Below are 22,200 nucleotides of genomic sequence, written 5' to 3'. Positions count from 1 at the left end.
TATGAGAAATTGGAGTCTTTATTTCATTATCAAAATAATCCTGTTCTATGCAGGTTATATTAATTTTCATTTTTTTGTTAACGCAACATTTGCGCTTTGGCTAATATTTTCAAATGCCAATCCGCTATTAATGAAAATCCGGAAATGGGTATCTATTCCCATTGGTATTGTTTTATTTTATTTTGATAGCCAACTCCCCTCTTTACGAAACATCATCCCCAAGATACCCCAGCTACTTGATTTCAGCTTTCAGTACTACTTAGAGCTACTAGCACGCATTGTGAGCTGGGAAGTTATTGCGTTCTTATTGGTTTTATTTATTGCGTACTACTTTCTTTCCAAAAAATTGCGCATGTCAACTATTGCCGTGATTGCAATTATGAGCACCCTCCTTCCGCTAAGGGCGAATATGTCGCCTTTAGCTTATGATGCCGATGGTCAAGTTATTGGCCTACCTAGTGATGCGCAGTTAACAGAATCACTTGATGAGTTCTTTATCGAAGAATCCTCCCGTACCGCCTTTAATCGATCTCAGAAAGCTAGCGGGGTACCATTTGACATCCTGGTGATCAATGTTTGCTCCTTAGCCTGGGATGACCTGAAATACATCAAAGAAGAGAACAACCCTCTCTTCCAACGTTTCCATTACTTATTTACCAACTTTAATTCGGCCTCTTCCTACAGTGGACCGTCGATCATTCGCTTATTACGCAGTAGTAAAGGACAGCAAGATCAACGAGATCTATACAAACCACCTGTCGAAGGGTCCCTGCTATTTGGCAACCTCAACAAAACTGGATATCAAGTACAGCTAGCCTTAAATCATGATGGTAAATACGGGGATCTTCTGAAGGAAATCAGAAATGAGGGTGGCATGTCTGCCCCACTATTTGATAACACTCAAGCTACGCCGTATTTAAAAGGCTTTGATGGCTCTCAAGTTTACGATGATTACTCGGTACTATCCAATTGGTGGGATGCACGCATGAAATCCCCAAATGAAAGAGTAGCTCTGTTTTACAACACGATCACACTGCATGATGGTAATCGCGCCCTGGATGGTAGTAGGCTAGAAAATAGCGTGGAGACGTATTCTCGCAGGACACATAAATTATTAACCGATCTGGATCGCTTCTACACCAAGGTAAATAGCTCTGGGAAGCAAGTGATGATTGTTTTTATTCCGGAGCATGGTGCAGCGATTCGCAGGAATAAGAATGAGATTGTGGGTATGCGAGAAATTCCAAGCCCCAATGTAACCAATGTTCCAGTCGGCATCATGTTTACAGGCAAAGCGGATGCTCCAGTCAAAACCAACATCATTGAGCTACCGACGAGCTACCTTGCTACATCCGATTTAATCTCTAAATTTGTAGGTAAAACGCCATTTGGGGCAGCCGCTCCTTCACCTGAATCCTACTTAAAAAATATTCCGAGTACGCGCTTTGTGGCAGAGAATGAAGACTCCGTCATCATGAAGTATGGGTCTTCCTACTACTTCCGCTCTAACGATATCAACTGGAATCTATTTGAAACCAATAATTAGGGTTTAGCTTCAGACCAAAGAGCAGGAACATCTACTCTTTCTTCGGCAGTCACCGTATTACCAAGCGCATCTAGATAAATAGGTTCACCATTGATCTGAACAGGTACCTTGTCTTGATCAATCTTTCGGACTATCTCTAAATTGGCTTTGATATCAGGGCTATTCGGATTTAAGAGATATGCCCTCTCCAGCAAAATGACTGCAGTAGCAACATCGCCATCTTTCAATGAATACAACGCGCGCTCATTTAACTCCCCAGGAAGGTAGGGGTCAAATTGAGGAGCAACAGTCGACGGCTGTGCTCTTAATAGACTGCTAGCCAGCAAACCCATTAACAGAAATAAGCAAGGGAGTGAGGTGCGATTATTCATGATCTGCAGTTCACTTAAAAGCGGGATGTTGGAATGACTGGTTGTGTCTGCAAGGCTACAGGCTGCGGCGCAGCACCATCAAGTGCAATACGCACATACAGCACAAAACTATTTGGGGCATAGTACGGAGAACGCTCTAACTTCAATCGATTACCCACAAATACTGATGGAGTAACTTGATACTCCCATGCCGCCAAAGCAGAGTAAGCGCTACCCGGACCGGAACTCGCAGAATAGTAAGGATTTCCTGCGGCAGCCTGATAAGCAGAATTTGTAGGGAAGTAAGGTGCTGCGTCTGTACGAGACCAGTTACTTGAAACTGATCCACCAATCATGTAGGAGAAGCGTGCAAAACGCTGCGCGTAGTTTAAGGGTAGCGTTACGGAGCGATAGTTTTGCGGACTGTAGTATCCGCCCTGCCCATAAGTAAACTCACCTGCGTTTTGCCTAAAGCCCCATAACATTCCATTAAGACCGCTCGAGAGTTGACGGTCTGTTTCATTAATAATGCGCCAATTTAAGCCAGCCATAAATTGGTTATCGCTATTACTTTGCACATTTGTTCCAGTGAGGCTGCGAGCTCGGTAATAAGTCCAGCCGCCCAAAGTACCGCCCTGATCCAGGCTCAAACCAATCGTTCCGCCGGTAGCAACCATGCCACCCCAGACAGAACCAGTAACAGGATCACGGGTTCCAGCATAAGAGAGCAATGTACTCGTCATAGGACGGCGAGCTAGTTCCAATGTGACCCCAACAGGGCCTACATCTAACTTCTGCTTCACCCCACCTATCCAATTTTGCGTGAGAAAGCCAAGTGGCGTTGTACCTATATCGGCTTTGAAGTTTTGCTTTTCATATCCAATATTGAGAGCAGTTCCTGAAGCGGACTGATTTGAGAAGCTCGTTGGGCAATTACTTGTACATGCAGCCATAGATCCAAAAGTGCTGACCTGATATGAATTACCTGCATTCAGAGTACCTGCATTGATATTGACTTGGTCGGCGCGGAAAGTTACTCGCTCATCAGAGCGCATTGGCATCTTCCATTCCAGCGGAATCTCGGTAGCGCGGTAATAGGACTGTCCAGGCGTGCCATTAAGTGATAGGTAGTCAACAGCGGAATCAATCCAATTGGTCCGCATATCAATCATGTCGGCCATCTGCTTATATTGGTATGCACTTCCTGAAGCGGCGGCAGAAGGCTCAAAAATGGGTGGCTCGATCTGGAATATAGAAACTCCAGATGGGCTTGTGCTTGGCTTGAGTGTAGAGAGGCTGTGATAACTGGAGAGTGGCACTGGGGCTTGAGCAAGCGCCTGCTGCTCAGTGTCGATTGCCTTATCTAAGTAACCTTCCCTTCTTTGGATCTGGCTATCCAAATACATCAACTTATAGTTATTTGTCTTGGGTGCAGCAGCAATGAGAGGCTGCAACTTTTGCTTCGCTGATTGAATTTCACCGGACTGGATCAGTTGTCCTATCGCTCTGAGCTCATAAGCCTGCTGTAGATCTAAATAGCCTTGCTTTTGAGCTGCGTTTAACTTTTCCCTAGACAGTAAAGTCATCTCTTGCTGGAAAGCCTCTGGCTGCTCGTTGTTAAGTAAGAAATTGGCGTAGCGCAAATGCCATTCAACCGAGAGATTTGGATTGGCTTGCTCAATGCTCTTAAAAAGTGCATTGGCTCGCTTCACATCACCGATAGAGCCCCACATAGCAGCAACCAAAGAAGAAAGATCGGGGTCGCTAGAGACTTCTTTCTCAAGAATGCCGAGCTGAGTCATCGCTTGAGCCTGATCACCCTGCGCATGCAGCTTCTTTACTTGAACAAGCTGGAGGTCTACCCAAACACCTCTTTGGAAGCGAGTGATCTTCGGAGTGCGTTCAGACGCTGGAATGCGCTCCAATACTTTGAGAGCTGCTTGATTCTGCTCTAGGCCAGATAAATACAAGGCATACGCGTATAAGCCCTCGGTACTTTTAGGGTGCGCTTTCAAATACGACTCAAATACGGCGACCCCCTCTTTTGGTCGATGTATTTTTGCATAAAGACGGGCTAAATCTAGACGTAACCAGACTTCATCCTGATCGAGTGCAATAGCCTGATTCAATAGCGCTATCGCCTTTGGGGTATCACCCACTTTTAGCGCCTGCCGAATATCAAAATCGAGCTGTATCTGAGTGAGCTTGAGTTTATCGCTTGCCGATAAGCGGGTTTTGGCAAGCTGCAGCAACACGGGGCTTAGCTCTTCATCTCGCTGCAAACGATTGAGAACATTGGCATAGCTTAGGCGGAGTGATGTGGTATCTGATGATGGCTTTGCTAGAGCGCTGCGCATGAGATTTAATGCATCTTCTGTCTTGTCAGCACTCAACAAGAACAGTACATTCGCATTGATCATCTCGGGATCATTTGGGGCAAGTCGCAAGCCCTCCTTCATTACAAGTAAACCTTTGTCGACTGAGCCTAAGCCCTCATAAATTCCAGCCAATTGAAAACGCAACCAAGGATTAAGTGGCTCTAACTTTATGGCACGCAATAGATAAGGAGTTGCTGCTTCACTTTGACCTTTACTCACTAAATCATCTGCCTGTGAGCTCAAAATCTTGACTCGTAAATAGTCGTAACGCTTACCTGCAGGGGTATTTTCAGGGGCTTGTGAATTAATCAACGCCAAGGCTTCATCGCTTTTACCAGCGTTTATTAAGAGCTGAATCAAACCCCGAATGGCAATACCGTTATCCGCTTCAATAGCCAAGGCTGCTCGAAACTGCTTTTCCGCTTCACGTGCATTACCCCGATCAGCCTCAATTGTTCCCAATACTGCAATTGCTTCTGCGCCTTGAGGTTCTAGGGCAATTGCCGCTCTGATCCGTTCCATTGCTAATGGATAATTTTTCTTATCCCTTGCGTCTTCAGCCTGATGAATTTGCATCCAGTACTGACTAGTAGCAATTAGGCTCTTCCACTTGCCAGCGTTCTCGGGATTGAGCGCCAAAGCTTTCTGATAATAAGCAACAGCTTCTTCATACCGCCCTTGTCTCATCCGAATTAAACCCATGCCGCCCAGAGCCAGATAGTCCTTTGGCAAGGCCTTAAGAGTCTCAGTCAGCTGAACTTCGGCTCCCGCCATATCACCCTTATCCAACAAATCTAAGCCGATCTGACGGCGTTTTAAGAGAGGATCGCTATCAATACGCTTGCGCTCAGCCAGTGCATTCTTCTCGGCCATCCAGCGACCTGTAATTTCTTGATTGTGTGGATCTACTGCAAGATATTTTTCATAGAACGGGAGCAATTCCGGACTGGCCTCTTGCGAATTGAGCACCTCTCTCCAAACCTGAAGTACTCGCTGCTTATCCACTTTACGCTCTTGATATAGGTTGGCTAGATTCGTAAAAGCAAGTTCACGAGTCTCCATCTTTGATCCTAATAAGGCATCCAAAGCTAAGGAATACTGCAAGTTTTTGCGGTCAGACTTGACTAAAGCCTCCAACCCAGTTCGTGCCTCATCCCAGCCACCCGGTAAAGCAGCAATGATTTTGTAATATCCAACTGCTAGATCGCCTGCGGGTGGCCCGTTAGGAAACTTCTCTTTGAGTAAAGCATTTGCCTCGGCAGGCTTGCCACTTTTCAGAAGAATAGTTGCCTGAGTCAAAAACCTTCTAGCCTCCATACTCTCCTGCCTGCTCAAACCTTTGTCCGAAGCGAAGGCAAGACTTTCAACTCCTACCGAAGAAATCAGTAATAAGCTAAAGCAGAGGTGAAGGGCTTTTGATTTCAAAAGGATTACTTACTTACAGTTCGAGGCGACTCTGAAAGGCTCTTGCGCTCATCAGCCAACTCACCAGTCAAAAAGAGATAAGACAGAATTCGTCTTAAGTTCTGAATGGCAAGTGAAAACACCATCTTTGATCCTTGACCATAAACAAAGCTCACGATCTTGAAGAAATTACTGCTGTCTACGATAAATTCAGCACCCAAGATAACTTCATCACCATCCTTAATGACACGTCGAATAATGCAATCCATCCGATGCTGATCTCGAGTGATGCCAGAAACAAAGACTTCAATTAGCTCGTTGTCATCAATCAAAAATGGCAAATTGACTTTAATGCCGACGCCAGTCAAGGAGATATCAAAAACCCAGCCCTCTAAGGTGGCATCTAGCTTAGGGAAATACACGGTCATCTTTTCACCGGCCTGCAGGCGTGGAAAGGATCTAGCTTGCTGCTGATCCACAAGACTAATTGTATAAACCACAAATAAATAGAATAAGTAAATGATCCAGTTAGCCAATCCAGTCAATGCATACATCCAGAAATAGGGATTAAATAACATGACGATAAAAGTACCGATACTTTTTGAGATGTACTTAAAGTAAGCCGCAGAATTTTCACGAACTGCCCGAAGCCCTAACTTCGTTAATAAATACAACTGAAGCTTTGATTGCTTTAATTGCGCGCTAGCTTCCCAAATACGCTGCCAGCGACCACTATCACCGTACACAAAGGCTATCGCTTCTGGGCTAGCAGTTTGTTCGGCAGTAAATTGGGTTCCGCAGAAATAATGCTCGCTTTCTTTCTGCATTCGCATTACCTTGGCGTCAAATGAATACTGGTTGCCATAACTATCAGCAGTAGACAATCTCACAAATTCACCGACCGTCAACTGGCTATCAAGTGGCAAAGTAAAGCCAATCCCGCTAACTGAAACATCAGCCATGTCCGCCTCAATAGGTGCGAGATCCAAATGAGCATTACGACGGATGGTGACAGTACCACCGCCGCCGATGCGGTAATGAGCTCGAATCTGACGCTTTTCCCAAAAAGCACCCAGCGACATCAAGCCTAACCAAATATTGATACAGCACCATATCGCCGTAATAATGATGTTGTCATGCCAAATAGGTTCGTAATGCCAGCGTACTGCGGCAATACCTATTGAAATTACGTTAATACTGACCAAAATAAATAGTGGGAACGCATCCCAACTGAGCTGCTCTTTTTCTAATAAGAGACCCTTTGGTGTTACTAAGAACTTCTGCTTCCAAGGGTTCAGAAGAACTGGCATAAGCTCTCGAATCATTCTGAACCCTTTGACGGTCTCATAAATTTCCGAAAAGAAGAGTTGCCTTGAGCCTGCAAAGAAATAAGAAATTACCACGAGAATGCTTAAGGCATAGGGGACTGTGAAATCCACCATCTCATGCCAGTTAGCTGAATACACATTCAAGCCCAAGATTAAAAATGCTGAAGGCGCTAAGAAGAAAATGTAACGCGCAAATCCAAATAACCAAGAATAAGATGATGAAAAATAGGCTAGACGCTGAGGCAAACTAAGTCCTCGCATAAATAAGGGGTTGTAATGCATCAAGATTTGTAGCATCCCCTTAGCCCAACGAGAATGCTGAGTTAAGTAATCCGAAGGAGTCTCTGGAGAGAGTCCACAAACCATGGGTTTATTGATGTAGCTACTGTTATAGCCATGCGCATGCAGAATGAGGGAAGTCTCGCAATCCTCTGTAATAGTCTTAATAGCAATGCCACCAATCTCCATTAAATACTCACGACGTAAAACAGCCGCAGAGCCGCAGAAGAAGGCAGCATTCCAAAAATTCATAGCCGGCTGAATTTTCCGATAAAACATCTCACTTTCATCTGGACGGTTAGATATTCCAGTGATCACATTATTTACTGGGGTCTCGTTGATGAAGAAGTGCGGCGTTTGAACCAGAAACATTTTAGGATCAGCAATGAACTGCCCTACCGTACTACTCAAGATATCTTTAGTAGGAATTTGATCGCAATCCAAAATCAGGATCAGATCCCCACTGCTATGCTGCAGAGCATGATTAATATTGCCTGCCTTGGCTTTTTGATTGGTGTCACGTGTGATGTAATGAACACCGAGCTCCTTTGCCAGTCTCCGCAGGCTGTAATGGCGCCTCCAGGCCTTATGACCCATCTCTTTGCTGCGACGCTTTGCGTGAGTACCGCCGTCATCCAGGATGTAAATATTTAACTTCTCTTTGGGGTATTGAATCTGGGTAGCTGCCGTTACTGTCATGCGCACGATATTTTCAGACTCATCATAGGTGGGAATGAAAATATCTACGGATGGATAAGAAGTTTTATCTTCGGGCAATGGGATGATTTCACTGGACATGGGTGAAAAATTCACAAACATATCCAGCAGGAATAAGGAGAATCCATAGCACTCAGCCAAAAACAATAAGGCCATGCCAATAAAATCAAAAAATCCGGTGTACATCAGGGTATCGAAAATACGCCACGCCATATAACGGCAACTGACAAAGAGCGCCAGCACAATAAATAAAGAGCGCCAAGGCTGATTTCGGAAATACTTCACCTTCGACATTAAATAAATAATGAAGAAAGAGCCCCACCCTAAATACAACTGGCCGCCGAAATTGAGCAATTCTTCGGCGAAGAAAATCATCAGGCCGATACCAAAGGCAAAAAATATTAGGCTTGCCGTGATTCTGAAGTGACGGTCGCGCAACAACATTATCGATTTACCAAATAGATGAGCCATGCCCAAAGTGCTTCATAACCCACTGTGAGGAGAAGCACGCCAAAGAAAAGAAGCGCAATACTCGCTACTAGCTTCAAGCCAAAAGAGCGAATAGGCTGAATTTCCAAATCAATTGCGCTGGGGTCTTTATCTAACTTACCCAGGTCTACTTCGGTTGGATTCCAAAAGATCTCGTAGGCATTTAAGGCTCTATCTTCACCAGTACGTAGAAGCTGCCTTGTAAATCGACAAAGCAATGATTGTGGATTTTTTAGTAAGCCATACGCCCCTTCGGAGAGATAGAGCTCCCCAGCACCAGCAGCGTCAGCCAAGAAGTGAGCTAGCTGAATTGAACGCTCCTCTTCCTTAAGGCCGGTAAATGGATTTATCAGGGCGACAATCCCAATAGAGACTAGACCTATAGGAGCTAAATGATTTTTTGTATTTAATGCATCAACCTCTATTTGAATAGCCATAGCAGCTTGTATTGCGAAGCTAACTTGTTCAAAAGCAAAGATCATTTTTTCGGGATGCTCTTCAAATGCTACCCCACGAAAATCTTTACAAATCCTGGTAATCAGACTAATCAGTTTGTCATGAACGACGTGTTTAGATGCCTCATCCGACGACTCCACATCATCCCTAGGAATAATATGCGTACAGAAGGCACTTAAAAAATTTCCCATTAAAAATAGGGTGACAGGTAACGTATAAAAATTAATCCAATTGCGACAACAATGATCATGACCGCTGCCGCACCAAGATCCTTAATTTTCTTAATCTCCGGATGTTCCTCCAGGGTGATTAGGTCACAGATTTTTTCGATAGCTGTATTGAGAGCTTCAACCGCTAGCAAGACTAGAGATAAGACTGCAATTAAAACGGTATAGACGTTAGGACGATAGCAAAAAAATCCAATTGCGATCACAGCTAAAACTAACTCTCTACGCGCAGCTTTTTGTGCAATGAGCTCTTTGAGACCATCAATCGCGTTGATGGTCGCATGAATAATATTTCTCTTTTTTTGCATGACTATAGTTTTTATTTGGGCCACAAGCCATTTTAAGCCTATTCAGCCCAGATCTCAGTTCGATTTCGACCCTTAGATTTAGCTTGATACATAGCATCATCTGACATTTTGAAAAAGCGCTTCAGAATCACTGCTGTATTGGTTTCGCCTACTAAGTTTGGATTAAACGTCGCTATACCCAGGCTAATAGTGATAGCTATAGTTTGAGCATATCCAGTGGCTGTTTCAGTGGTTGAAACGTGCTTGCGCAATCTCTCAGCCAACTGAAAAGCATCATGCCCAGTGCTTTCCGGCAACACGACAAAAAACTCTTCTCCGCCAACCCTGCCAAAGATATCGATTGCTCTGAGCTGATCCTGACAACATTTCACTAAATTCACCAACACGGCATCCCCAATTAAGTGTCCGTATTGATCATTTACATTCTTAAAGTGATCGATATCCAGCATCAAAAAAGAAATCTCATGTCCACTCCGCAAGCTCCTTTTGATCTCCATCTCAGCCCTAGAAAAGGTTTCTCGACGAGAGAGTGCTCCTGTTAGGGTGTCTACTTTTGATAATTGATCAAGAATGCAGTTCTTCTCTTGAAGATCAGCCAACATCTTTTTTAGTTGGTACATTCCCAGCAAAAGACAAAAAGAGATCGGCAAGGAAAGTATGGCATCAGAAAGGTTGATATGCCCATTATTTAGAACATGTAATAAAGGAGATATCCTCCTCCCCACCATTAAGCCAAGTCCTAGAGCCAAGAAACCGCAAGCTAAGCGATATACTTTTGCGCGAAAAAATAAGTCGGCAGCATACCCGGCAGCAACTAATTGAAACAATAATGAAATGGAGTAGAAGAGTGCTGCTAGAGCCATGCTTTATTGCGTCTCAATTAAAGCCTGCAATTCATTGCCTGAGTTAAGTAACTCAAAAGCTGCATCCACCACTTTTACATCTAACTTTATTCCAGCCTCTGCACGCACTTCATCCATGGCGGCCGACAAACCTCGTGCCGCACGATAAGGGCGGTGAGTGGCCATCGCTTCTATAGTGTCAGCGACTGCCAAAATTCTTGCTTCAGGGCAGATTTGCTCTCCCTTCAGGCCATGCGGGTAGCCGCTGCCATCAAGGCGCTCATGATGTTGCCTCACCATATCTGCAATCGGCCATGGGAATGGAATGTCTTTAAGGATTTGATAACCCGACTCTACATGGCCCTGAACCATTAGCATTTCTAGATCGGTCAATCGAGTGGGCTTGGTCAGAATTTCTGATGGCACCGCAACCTTGCCTATGTCATGAACCATCGCCGCCATATAAAGCGCTTGAATAGAAGTGTCGTCCCAACCCATTTTCCTAGCAATCGCAGTGGCGATCGAAGCCACTCTCTTTTGATGGCCCGCCGTATACGGATCGCGCCACTCCATTGTTCTAGCCATGGCCTCAATGGTAGCTTTGAGGGCATCAGCCAAGCGCTCCTGCGTTTGCTCTTTTTCGTGAATCTCGTCATCCAGCTTATGCTGGCGCTCAATAGACCTCAGGCCAAACCCAATTTCTTTTGCCAGACTTTCAAAGAGCTGAATCTCAGATTCACCAAAAGCATTTGGCACTTTTGAATAGACAAGCAGAACGCCGAAAGGATGGAGTTCTCCATCAGGTATTGGGCAACCTATAGCAGAACGGATACCGAATTTTCGAGCCAACTCACGCCAAGAGATAAAACCTTCATCCGACTCCGAGTCCACCACAACGCTAGACTTTCCAGTACGAATTGCTAAGCCACCCGGGCCCATTCCAGAAATATTTTGATCTGACCAACTAACTACAATATTTTCAATATAAGCAATAGCGGAACCCGCACCACCCATTACCGTAACCGTCTTATTGACATCATCGTCTGCTCTGCCAACCCATGCCAATACGTAGGGGCCTTGGGCAGCAATGGCGCTACAAACTTCTGCAACCAGCAAATCCGTAGAGTCCGCTCTAGCTAGCGCAGCCGCAGCTTCTGATAAAGCCGATAAAGCCCAACCCCGCTTTTCCAACTCCCCTTGCATCTCAGGTGTTGGCAGTTCGATAGGCTTTTTATTCTTAGTACTCATGTTTCCATTATGTATCTAAAAATGACTTATTTTCAATTCACTTCAGCCTCGGTGACTCATTTCCTTGTCTTTAGGTGAAAAGTGATGGAATATGACTTATAGGCAAACTTAAGAGAGCTATGAACGACAACATTGAAAAAATTTATTCCAAATTAATTACCCTTGAAACAGAGGTGAGTAATTTGCGTAGCGGCTACTTGGTAGTCAATAAACGCTATACGGAAGCAATTGGAAGTCTAAAGATGCTGACTGCTAGCGCGCTTGAGGCTGCTAAACGCGCTGCAATTGCCGCCGAAAAAGCCTTGTTAGCAGCTAAGAGCTCTGCAACAGCAGCCAAATTAGCGGCATCAGAATCAGTTATCGATGCTGCAGAAGCAGCTGCAGATGCGGCAGCAGCATCTGCAGAAGCAGCAATCGAGGCGGCAGCGGCAGCATCCGCAGCGGCATCCGCAGCGGCAGCGGCAGTTGCTCATCAAGCAGAAGAATCTTCAATCAGAGCTTCGGCCGAAGCTGCAGAAGCTACCAAGCGCGCTGCAGACGCTGCAGCCGAAGCAGTACGAATGTCTAACCTTGCCTCAGAGTCGGCTCGTAATGCTCGTAAAAATATTCAGACTCCAAAATAATATAGCTCTGGACATCGAAGCAAATGGACTGGCAGTAGCCAACTCATACAACTGGGTGGTAGTGCTTAGATCTTGTTTGACTGCTTATCGATCAACAACTGCAGCGCTGATTGAACCCCTCTCATAAATACCCAAAAGGGATCACGAGAACTTCATGGGCAATAAAAAAGCCTCCTGGAATGCTAATTGGAGGCTCTTGAAAATTCAGAATTTAGTGGGGCGAACGACGGGGCTCGAACCCGCGACAACCAGAATCACAATCTGGGACTCTACCAACTGAGCTACGTCCGCCACTGAAGACATAGATTATAGCTTTTGAGGCAAAATCCTGTCAAAAATGGCTTAGATGCGGGGTTTAGGCGACCTCAAACTCAAACGCAGCCCAATCCCCAAGGCACAAGCTCGCATCGATAAAGAAATCCAAAATAGCGGCTTTGCTTTGAACTTTGGCTAAAGCATGATGGTCTGAGAGGCGTTGGCGCCAATAACGCGATCCAGCCCTACCGTGGGCCAATCCTAAAATATGTCTTGTGAAAGCGCCGATATAAAAAGGCTTGCCTTTAGCTTGGCACTCATCAAACCAGGCTTGAACTTGTTTCACCAGTGCAATTTGAATGCGATGCCATTCAGTCTCACTAAAGAGATATCCAGCAGCATCTCCATCCGTATTGATCATGTCATCCCAACCTAAAAGCAATGCCGGGAAATGGTATGCCGCCCTACCCACCATAAAGCCATCGAAATCATTCCAGTGACCAGCAATTTGATCATTGGTTTCTAACCCACCATTCAGCAGTACCTTTAGATTCGGAAATTGTTTTTGAGCATCGAGCCGAAGCTTGGCTGCTACTTCATAACGTAATGGTGGTTTGCTACGATTTTCTTTAGGAGACAAACCTTTGAGTACGGCATTGCGTGCATGAATAGTCACCTGACTTGCACCAGCATCTGCCACAGCAAGAATGAAGTTCAGGGTAAATTGATAATCCACTTCAGAATTGGCAGCATCCATCGAATCCAAACCAAGACGATGTTTGACGGAGATCGGAGTATCGACGGCCGCCTTCATTGCCTTGACACAATCAGCAACAAGTTGTGGCTCTGCCATAAGGCAAGCGCCAAATGCTCCGCGCTGAACCCGCTCCGATGGGCAACCACAGTTGAGGTCAATCTCGTCGTAGCCCCATTGCTGCGCCAACTCTGCGGCCTTAGCTAAATCAGATGGCTCAGAACCACCCAATTGAAGAACGACAGGATGTTGATCTTGCGAATAATCTAAATGGCGTGGTACATCCCCATGAATGAGTGCGCCCGTAGTGACCATCTCGGTATAGAGAACCGCTTCCTTAGTAAGAGTGCGATGAAAAGAACGGCAATGGCGATCGGTCCACTCCATCATGGGGGCTACTGCCAATCTTTTCTTGTCTTTATTTTTCACGGACTGTTTTAATCGATAATTTATTAGCAACTATTTTAATTGCTTTCACCGCTAGCAGTAATAAGAACCAGCCTAGGCGGATGCAGACGCCCTAGACAAAGGAATGTCGGGTTGCTCTGAAGGCTCAAAGAATCTCCAGCAATTTTTTCCATCGAGTTTTGCTTGGTACATTGCTTGATCAGCATGAGAAAGTAAGGAGCTTACTGGACCATTATCAAAAGGGAATAAGGTAACGCCAATGCTTGCACCGACGAAAGCCTGTTCAGCACCAATACGAATTGGCTCTTGAAGAGCGAGAATAATTCGATTCAGCAAACCCTCCACTTGATTACGCGTAAGAAGATCGCCCAATAGGAGTACAAATTCATCCCCACCCAAGCGCAGCACTGAATCTTCAGCCCGAATCATTCTCCTTAAGCGATTAGCTACAGATTGCAATACTAGGTCACCCGCCTTATGGCCAAATTGATCATTAACCTGCTTAAACCCATCCAAATCCAGAAAACAAATGGCCAATACCCCACCCTTTAGGCGAACTGCAGCCATGGCATTTTGCATTAAATGCTCCAAAGATAATCGATTTGGCAACTTTGTTAAAGAGTCATGGTGAGCAGCATCAGATAGCTCATCATTACTTTGGATTAAAGCCCGCTCACGCGCATTAATTTTTTTAACTTCGAAGTAAATAGCGTAAACAGCAATACTCAAGGCCACCGAGAACAATAGCGATGCAAAAATAATCATATTGCGCTTCATATGAGCAAGAATGTCATCTGAAAATTTAGTTGACACTTTAATATGAAGCCACCCTAAAGCAACCCCTGGGTCGATTTTCTGCCAAGCTGAAATATATCCCCTATCAGCATCTTCAATTTTTTCAACCGTTCCGGATTGAGGAATATGCAATTCTGAGCTCTCAAAATTGAGAACAACAGAATCATCTGATTTTCTTAATAAGCTTACTAAGACATGTCCACTTAAGTCTGTGACTGCAATCGCTTCAATAGCCTCATTAGAAAATGAATGCCGTAGGGTTGCCTCCAAAGCTCCGTAATCCCTAGTCACAATCAAATCACTCACTGAAGTGGCCATACCCGCCGATAGCAGAGATAAAGAGCGATCACGCGAGGACGTAATGAGGTTATCAACGCTCACGTAAGTCCAAATGCTAGTTACCAACATCATTACTGCGGCAATTCCACCTAACCACGAAATGAGACGATAAAAAACTTTTTTAGCTGAAGGGTGTCGACGATCAGTTAGCACTATTCACCACAAATTTCTCTAAACCCAAACCCTCCAAGGACTGGTAATCTCGGGCGTAATTCACTGGAATAGGCTCCGGCATCTGAATGCCATCTAATAGTCGACGACCCTCATCGGTTTTTGCCAAATCCAGAAAAGCTTGCACTACCAGATTACGCTCCTTTAATGGGATTTTTGGATTTACGGAAAACGGGTGCGGCATATAACCACTTGTTTTAAAGAGCACCCGGAGCTGCTCCTGAACTTCAGCAGGCTCTCTTTGCAATGTATTGTTTACAGCGCCTCCAGCACTGACATCGCCAGCAATAACCGATCTATAAACATTGTTGTGGGATTTAACATAAATTGGTTCGATATTAATTCCCTGTTTTGCTAGGGTGGCCCGCACCAAGAGGGAGGCTGCAAATGCATTTGGTGCTGGGAACGCCAACTTAGCGCCACGCAAATCATTAATATTTTCGATCTTACTTTTGTTTCTAACAACAATAATTCCATCCAGCTGATTTTTACCATCAGCCAATAAGGGCAAGTACCCCTTAGCGCGATAGGCCATAACCTCGTGATAAGGGTTCATAAAGGCAAAATTGGGTTTGCCACTCAAGAGCTCACGTTCAAAATCTGGAATAGTCTGGACAATTGTTAAATCAAAACAGATGCCTGCAGCTAGGCCCACCTTCTCCAAGACCGGGCTCCAACGAACATACAGCTGTGATGCAGCCATTTGTGGAACCACATAAACGCTGCGCACTGGATACGGAGAATTCTGGTCGCCAATGCATTTTCCAAAGGCAATAGCGGGCAAGAGTATTGAACAGCTAAAAATGATTGTTTTAGTTATTGAGCGCATAACGATATTTTGCCTGCCATGTATTAAGAACTAAGGATGAGTAGGTATCCGTACCAAGGCTGCCGTTATATCTAGCCAACCCTCTAGCAACATCATTTTTTTCAATGTCCAGGTAGTGGCGCAAGATGATGCAGCCATATCGCAAGTTAGTTTGGGCGTCGAATAGGGAATCTTTTTCCACTCCAATCAGCCCCTTCCAAAAAGGCATGACCTGCATCAGTCCAGAGGCGCCAACGTGAGAAAGTGCAAATCGATTGAAACCACTTTCCACCTCGATTAATGCAAGCACCAAATCTGGATCCAATTGATAGCGAGTAGCTTCATAGTGAATCATCCTCAATAGTTCACGTCGCTTATGATCATCGGGGATTTTCTTTCGCAGTTGGTAGGACTGCTGACTTATCCACTGGATGGCATGGGTCACATCCTTAAATGAATTAACCGGGCTGCCGCTATAGAACTTTTGACGCAATTCCTGACGATTACTTAAAGAGATGTCTTGATATTGCTGAGTGGCAGCATTGCCCATGGTCCAATATAGACAGGAAAAAGATAGGAGTAAAAAGCGCTTCATAAGGCTTATGACCCCGTAACCACTTGACCCATCTTGAAGATAGGGAGATACATCGCAACTAAGATGAATCCAATAACTCCGCCCAAGAAACAGATCATGATGGGCTCCATCATCTGGGATAGCTTATCTACCGTCGAATCAAATTCTTCCTCGAAGTAACTACTAATGGTTTCAAGCATCTCCGTCATATTTCCGGTCTGCTCCCCAACGGAAATTAATTGTGAAAATGTTTTAGGGAAAATAGTGATCTCAGCCAACAGCTTTGATAGTGGCTCCCCTGAAAATACCCCCCGCTTGGCGGATTGAATGGCATCCTTAATCACCTCATTCTTGGATGACTCGGCTGTAATATCCAAAGCCTCGATTACAGGGACGCCTGCACCGGAGAGATTTCCATACACCATCGAGATCTGCGCCAAATTCGAATTCAAGATCATTTCACCGATTAGCGGCATCTTTAATAGATAGTTATGCCATTTCTTGCGAAACGCAACGCTCTGCTTAACTGCCCTACGAAATAGATAGATGCCAACAACGATGATTACCACCATAAGGCCACCCCCATAAGGGTCCCTTAGGAAGTTACTAATACTCATGATGAATAAGGTTGGTGCTGGGAGCTGGGAGCCAATACTGCCAAACATCTGTGCAAATACAGGCACGACAAAGATCATCATGATGCCCACTACTACCGTAGCTACAACTAGCAAAATAGTTGGGTACAGCATGGCAGACTGAATACTTTTACGAATCTTAATAGTCTTCCTAATACTGCCCACCAACTTATCTAGGAAGATATCCAGTCGACCACTCGACTCCCCTGCCTTAACCATATTGATATAGATGGAATTGAAGATATCGGGATGCTTTGCAAAAGATTGGGAAAGGCTCGATCCAGACTCAACATCTTGAGATACCTTTGCCATAGCCTCTTTTAGCGTTGGGTTTTCTGTCTGATCTCGCACCATCTCCAAAGAAGGCAGGATAGATAAACCCGATCTCAGCATGGTCGCCATTTTTTTGGTTGCGATCATAATCTGAGTTAACTTGACCTTCTTTTTAAAATCAAAGAGCTCTTTCCAACTTCGCCTCTCTTTAACTTCTTTCTCAGCCTCTCGCAACTTCTTAATTAACTGGGTAATGATGATTCCATCCAGCTTGAGCTTGTGCGCAGCCTCGTCGCGGGTCAAGGCATTTACCGTTCCCGAGACATACTGCTTATTTTGTATTCCCTTCCAATCGAAATCTGGCATCGCAATCCTAGTTGAAGACTAAGTTATTTTGGTATTCCTCAATCGTGAGAAGCCCATCCATCACCATCTGCCTGCCAATCGCTTGCATCGGTCGAAATCCATCATCCTCAGCAATCTTTCTTAAGCTCCTTCTATCTTCAGAAACAATTGCAGCTCGCATTGCCTCGCTCACCTTCAATACTTCATATATTCCTTGGCGACCTTTGTATCCAGTGTGATTGCATTTATCGCAACCTGCGCCGTGATATGGCTTCGCCGCTTTAGCTGCCTCGGGACTGAAACCTAGATTTAGAAGTATGGCTTCGTGATTTCCTTCATGCGGCTGCTTACAGGCTGGACATATTTTTCGAGCCAATCTTTGGGCGATCACCAGAGTTAATGCAGCGCCAATCAAGTAACCCGGGATACCCATATTGATTAAACGCACAACAGTGCTGATAGAGTCATTAGCGTGAAGGGTTGACAGCACCAAGTGCCCTGTTAAGGCAGCCTTGATGGAGATGTCTGCAGTTTCTTTATCGCGAATCTCACCCACCAAAATGATCTCTGGATCCTGACGAAGGAATGAGCGCAAGGCAGAGGCAAAAGTTAGGCCAATATCATCTCGAATTTGCACTTGCCCGACACCGTCGATAGTGAACTCGACCGGATCTTCAGCGGTCAAAATATTCACACCCGGCTTATTTAGACGCTTTAGCGCCCCATATAAAGTCGTTGACTTACCAGATCCCGTTGGGCCTGTAACTAAAACCATTCCCTGGGAAGACTCGAAAGCAGAAACCACATCTGCATATTCTTTTTCTGGAAAACCGAGCTTATCTAAATCAAATGAGATGCCATCTCGATCCAAGATACGCATAACCACGCGCTCACCAAAGACAGTTGGCAGAATAGAAACCCGCAAATCGACATCCCTACCCTCGGGCAAGGACATGGTAATCGCGCCATCCTGCGGCAAACGCCGCTCTGAAATATCCAAGGAGGCCATGATTTTGAGTCGCGTAGTTACTGCGGGATAGTGCGCAAATAAGAACTCCTTAAGGCTCTTGCACTCTTCCAGAACACCATCTACGCGATAACGTGCCGTTGCTGACTCTTTGTACATCTCGATATGAATATCGCTCGCCCCCTGTTTAATCGCATCGGTAATCATGTCATTTACAAAGGAGATAACGTGATTGCCCTGACTATCATCAGCCTGCTCATGGGTATCTGGAGCGGGCTTAGCAAGTACCGATTGCTTGCCCATCAAGCTGTTGAGCTTATTGGCATTCAATTTATTTTTATCGACTACCGTATTGGATGCCTTAGTGACATTGATGCTGACGTTGCCACCCTTAGATGACTTAGGGGAGCTGTCTTGCACAGCCTTAATTAAGCCCTCCATTTCAGTGGGAGAAACGATGTAGGCTGAAATACTTTTTCCGGTAATCAAGCGAACGCTACTAATACTGCGTAAAGCGCTCGGCTCCGCAATGGCCACCTTAATTTCTTTATCATCTGCAGCAAATGGAATGATTCGATTTTCCATGGCAAAACTTGCAGGAATAGCATCCAAATGCCGCTCGATTTGATGATGAATATCTGCCAAATTGGTAATCGGCAAATCCAGATAGGAGGAAATAGCCTCTTTTGCCATACGATCATCGATCAGATGCGAACATACCAAGACATCGTACAAAGGCTTACCGCTTACCTTGCTCTGCGTCTCGGCCTGCTTAAATCGAACAAGATCTACCAGACCCCGATCCAAGCAAAAACGCGCTACTTCTTGTGAGTTATCCATGGTGGCCATCTTGATTAATTAAGGATCTTTGGAGCAATAAATACCAGTAGCTGAGTCTTTTTATCAGCCTTCTTTGTGTAGCTAAATAAGCTTCCAATCAAAGGAATGCTTCCAAGCAAAGGTACTCTCTCAACTGTGTTTTCTTTGGTTTGATCGTAGATACCACCAATCACAGCAATCGTGCCATCTTGAATCAACAGCTTGCTACGAACTTCGCGCTTATTAATAGACGGTGGATTTGTTGAGTAGTTCGGGGAGTCCTTATTCACAATCATGTTTAGGAACAAATTGCCGTCACCCACAATACTTGGAGTAGCGGTCAGCTTTAAAGCTGCATCCTTAAACTCATAAGTAATCTGATTGGTACCTATACCAGGCACTGGATATGGAATTTGAACTCCATCAATGACTACAGCTTCTTCGTTATCCATCGTGAAGACGTGCGGATTAGAAATGATTTTGACGAGGCTCAATTTCTCCATTGCAGATAGCTCAACCTTTAGCTGAGAAGCTGTTGTTTGAAATAAATAGCCCAGACCAAACGGAGCACCTGCCACTGCCCGATTGAAAATATTGCCATCGGCTGCAGTACCAGCAACCGTACTGGTCGGATTGGTTGAGGTTCCGTTTCCGGAAGTATTTTTGTACCCAAATCGACTGCCGAGTTCAAACTGCCAATCGTCATCAGCCTCAACAATAAATGCCTCAATCAAAACCTCTTGCGTGCGGATATCGAGTTTAGAAATAAGCTTTGCAGCTAGCTCCATCTCACTTTGGGTGCCCTTCACAATGATGGAGTTAATCCGCTCATCAGTAGTGATTTCAATAATTCCACCGGGTGGACGTGCAGTTGCACCACCAGCGGCACCAGTATTTCCACCAAAGATCGCCTCTAACTGCTTCTTCACAATGCCTGGCTTGGTGTAGTACAGGCGGAAAATTTCCGTCACTTGAGTACTTACAATACGCTTAGCTGCAATCTGACGGCTAACCTCTTCTAGACGTTTTCTTTCAAACTCATCTCGAGCTAATACAGTTTCTGGTTTTTGAATGCGGATGATGTTGGAGCCAGGGTCTACGCTCTTAGAAAGGCCTTTGATCCTTAAAATATTATCGAGAGCCTTATCCCAAGGAACATTATTGATCTTGACAGTAACCGTCCCATCAACCTCGTCACCCACCAATATATTGACACCAGAAATCTGGGTCATTGCCTGCGCCAATTCGCGAATATCCACATCAACAAAGTTCAAATTGACGTTAAAGGACTTCCACTGCCCATCTTCAGTCCGCTGGGATTCATTAATAAAATTCCGACGAATTTGATCAAGCTGTTCAGTAGGCTTACGCTCAATCTTTGGCCCTAATGCTAAGGTTTGATCCGTTTTAGGTGCAAGGTCCGCCATAATTTGAGCGGGATCAAGCCCCATTTGTTTGCGCATTTGCGCATCAGATTGAGGGGGCAAGGATTCACAACCACTTAAGGCGATAAATACCGGAATTAAGAATATCCATTTTTTTAACATCATTACCTCGCCATTCCGCCGTTAGGGCTTGCCATTGGCTGCCCCGATTGAGATTGCAGATAGATTCGAATCTTTCCATTGGGCTGCTTCAAAAGAATGCCTTCCATATCAATATCAACAACTACGCCACCCTGATTGCCTAAGCGATCCCCTACTTTGACAACGTAGTTTTCTCTGAAGTCGGTGCGTACCATCGCCGCCTTAACTGAATTAGAGACAATGACTCCAGTAATCACGTATGACTGCGGACCAGCCATCACCAGTGGAGAAACGCGAGAGTCACGACCACCCTCAATCATTCCGCTGGAAGATCGAGCAAATGGATCTCTCTCTTGAGTGCCGCCCTTACGCGCATCTGCACCTGGGCCATTATTGATAATCACTTCTTCGGTGGTTCCTTGAGCGGATCCAGCAATCACACGAGTTTGTGGTCCCATAATTGAAGGAGAGCTAGATCCAGATAGAGGATCGGCGCCTGCAGCTACCTTCATAAAGCCCATGCGAGTATCTTGCAAAAACTGTACAGGCTGCATTGTTGGAGGCGGCAATGCTTCAGCACCAGCACTAGGTTGAACTGGTTTAGCCAGCAGCTTATTCGGCAAACGATAAGTAGAGAGCTGAGACTTCACTACCACCGTGCCACGGTTATCCCCAGCAACTAAGGTGATGAGCTCTTTATCAATATTGATGCTCTTATCAAACTCAGATAGAAGCTTGCGATAACGCATGTAACGACCATACTGACCAGTAAGCTCGATCTTGAGTTTGATGCGGTAAAACAAGGGTTGTCCTTGAGTTGTGCCATTGGCAACTCCTGGAGCAGTTGGAGGTGCTGGCGCTGGAGCCACTGATCCATTAGCCTGAGCGCCTGGCGTTGGCTTAGCTCCAGCATAAATTGCCTCTTCACCCTCTTTCGTCAGAGAGCTGATCACCAATCCTTGAGACGAGGCCATCATACTGAGGCGCTGATACAACTCCTCTAACTCAGACTCCACGCTGAAGAGTTGATTTAATTCTGCATAACCTCTTTCGGACTGACGGAGATCATCTTCCGCCTTTTGATTGGCAACGTCCAAATAGCGTAACCTAGACTCCATCTCCGGAATGGCGTCGACCTTGCGCTGCATCTCCTGACGCTGCTCTAAATTTGGCCAAAAGATGAAATACACATAAGCAAAGAACAGAATGGATCCCAGCAACCCCCAAAGAATGACCTTGGCATAAGGCCCTTTAATAAGGCTTGTCTTATTGGATAGGAGCGATCTAAATAAGGTACCAAGATCGACGTTCTTCAATTCATTGAGATTTAACATAT

At 45.1% G+C, this 22,200-nt stretch carries 17 protein-coding genes and 1 tRNA gene; 2 read left to right on the top strand and 16 right to left on the bottom strand.

Annotation, left to right across the window (positions count from 1 at the left end):
* The first annotated feature begins 1 nt into the window (after position 1).
* The gene (gene bcsG, locus ICN25_RS04480; RefSeq protein WP_216179348.1) at positions 2–1,546 is read left to right on the top strand and encodes a cellulose biosynthesis protein BcsG; all 1,545 of its coding nucleotides are present in this window, start codon (positions 2–4) and stop codon (positions 1,544–1,546) included.
* On the opposite strand, the gene ICN25_RS04475 is transcribed toward bcsG, so the two are convergent.
* From ICN25_RS04475 to ICN25_RS04445, 7 genes are all read right to left on the bottom strand, one after another.
* A complete protein-coding gene (locus ICN25_RS04475; RefSeq protein ID WP_216179347.1) occupies positions 1,543–1,917 on the bottom strand; it encodes a hypothetical protein in 375 nt (124 codons plus the stop codon). The two genes, bcsG and ICN25_RS04475, sit on opposite strands and share 4 nt — an antisense overlap.
* A 14-nt stretch (positions 1,918–1,931) precedes the next feature.
* Positions 1,932–5,573 (bottom strand): cellulose synthase subunit BcsC-related outer membrane protein, encoded by a 3,642-nt coding sequence (locus ICN25_RS04470; RefSeq protein WP_216179345.1) that lies wholly within the window; start codon positions 5,571–5,573, stop codon positions 1,932–1,934.
* A gap of 131 nt (positions 5,574–5,704) precedes the next feature.
* Complete coding sequence (locus ICN25_RS04465; protein ID WP_216179343.1) at positions 5,705–8,446, bottom strand: glycosyltransferase family 2 protein; 2,742 nt, start codon at positions 8,444–8,446, stop codon at positions 5,705–5,707.
* Positions 8,446–9,138, bottom strand: a complete 693-nt coding sequence (locus tag ICN25_RS04460) for a hypothetical protein (RefSeq protein ID WP_216179341.1) — start codon at positions 9,136–9,138, stop codon at positions 8,446–8,448. Before ICN25_RS04460 ends, ICN25_RS04465 begins: the two co-directional genes overlap by 1 nt.
* Positions 9,138–9,482 carry a diacylglycerol kinase gene (locus ICN25_RS04455; RefSeq protein WP_216179339.1) on the bottom strand — a complete coding sequence of 115 codons (345 nt, stop codon included), beginning with the start codon at positions 9,480–9,482 and terminating at the stop codon, positions 9,138–9,140. The genes ICN25_RS04460 and ICN25_RS04455 overlap by 1 nt, the downstream gene beginning before the upstream one ends.
* 38 nt (positions 9,483–9,520) lie before the next feature.
* A complete protein-coding gene (locus tag ICN25_RS04450; RefSeq protein ID WP_216179337.1) occupies positions 9,521–10,345 on the bottom strand; it encodes a GGDEF domain-containing protein in 825 nt (274 codons plus the stop codon).
* Positions 10,346–10,348: 3 nt separating this feature from the next.
* Positions 10,349–11,572: an HD domain-containing phosphohydrolase gene (locus tag ICN25_RS04445; RefSeq protein WP_255536674.1), complete on the bottom strand. Its 1,224-nt coding sequence runs from the start codon at positions 11,570–11,572 to the stop codon at positions 10,349–10,351.
* 119 nt (positions 11,573–11,691) lie between these two features.
* Between ICN25_RS04445 and ICN25_RS04440 the strand changes: the two genes are divergently transcribed.
* Positions 11,692–12,195 carry a hypothetical protein gene (locus ICN25_RS04440; protein WP_216179335.1) on the top strand — a complete coding sequence of 168 codons (504 nt, stop codon included), beginning with the start codon at positions 11,692–11,694 and terminating at the stop codon, positions 12,193–12,195.
* A gap of 215 nt (positions 12,196–12,410) precedes the next feature.
* Here the strand turns inward: ICN25_RS04440 and ICN25_RS04435 are convergent.
* From ICN25_RS04435 to ICN25_RS04395, 9 genes are all read right to left on the bottom strand, one after another.
* Positions 12,411–12,486: transfer RNA gene (locus tag ICN25_RS04435), tRNA-His, on the bottom strand.
* A 64-nt stretch (positions 12,487–12,550) separates the two neighbouring features.
* Positions 12,551–13,633, bottom strand: a complete 1,083-nt coding sequence (gene dusA, locus ICN25_RS04430) for a tRNA dihydrouridine(20/20a) synthase DusA (RefSeq protein WP_370624692.1) — start codon at positions 13,631–13,633, stop codon at positions 12,551–12,553.
* 72 nt (positions 13,634–13,705) lie between these two features.
* Complete coding sequence (locus ICN25_RS04425) at positions 13,706–14,818, bottom strand: GGDEF domain-containing protein (RefSeq protein ID WP_216179332.1); 1,113 nt, start codon at positions 14,816–14,818, stop codon at positions 13,706–13,708.
* Positions 14,819–14,888: 70 nt separating this feature from the next.
* A complete protein-coding gene (locus tag ICN25_RS04420) occupies positions 14,889–15,746 on the bottom strand; it encodes a phosphate/phosphite/phosphonate ABC transporter substrate-binding protein (RefSeq protein ID WP_216179330.1) in 858 nt (285 codons plus the stop codon).
* Positions 15,730–16,275 (bottom strand): lytic transglycosylase domain-containing protein, encoded by a 546-nt coding sequence (locus tag ICN25_RS04415; RefSeq protein ID WP_216179328.1) that lies wholly within the window; start codon positions 16,273–16,275, stop codon positions 15,730–15,732. The genes ICN25_RS04420 and ICN25_RS04415 overlap by 17 nt, the downstream gene beginning before the upstream one ends.
* A gap of 50 nt (positions 16,276–16,325) precedes the next feature.
* Positions 16,326–17,573, bottom strand: coding sequence for a type II secretion system F family protein (locus ICN25_RS04410; protein WP_216179326.1), 1,248 nt, complete (start codon positions 17,571–17,573; stop codon positions 16,326–16,328).
* Between the two features lie 7 nt (positions 17,574–17,580).
* Positions 17,581–19,359: a GspE/PulE family protein gene (locus ICN25_RS04405; protein WP_216179324.1), complete on the bottom strand. Its 1,779-nt coding sequence runs from the start codon at positions 19,357–19,359 to the stop codon at positions 17,581–17,583.
* Between the two features lie 14 nt (positions 19,360–19,373).
* The gene (gene pilQ, locus ICN25_RS04400; RefSeq protein ID WP_216179322.1) at positions 19,374–20,888 is read right to left on the bottom strand and encodes a type IV pilus secretin PilQ; all 1,515 of its coding nucleotides are present in this window, start codon (positions 20,886–20,888) and stop codon (positions 19,374–19,376) included.
* On the bottom strand, positions 20,888–22,198 hold the full coding sequence (locus tag ICN25_RS04395; protein ID WP_216179320.1) for a hypothetical protein: 1,311 nt from the start codon (positions 22,196–22,198) through the stop codon (positions 20,888–20,890). Before ICN25_RS04395 ends, pilQ begins: the two co-directional genes overlap by 1 nt.
* Positions 22,199–22,200: the final 2 nt, after the last annotated feature.

The organism is Polynucleobacter sp. 80A-SIGWE (assembly GCF_018882295.1).
Lineage (GTDB): Bacteria > Pseudomonadota > Gammaproteobacteria > Burkholderiales > Burkholderiaceae > Polynucleobacter.
The sequence above is the reverse complement of the archived record's forward strand: the minus strand, read 5'-3'. Positions and strand labels throughout refer to the sequence as shown.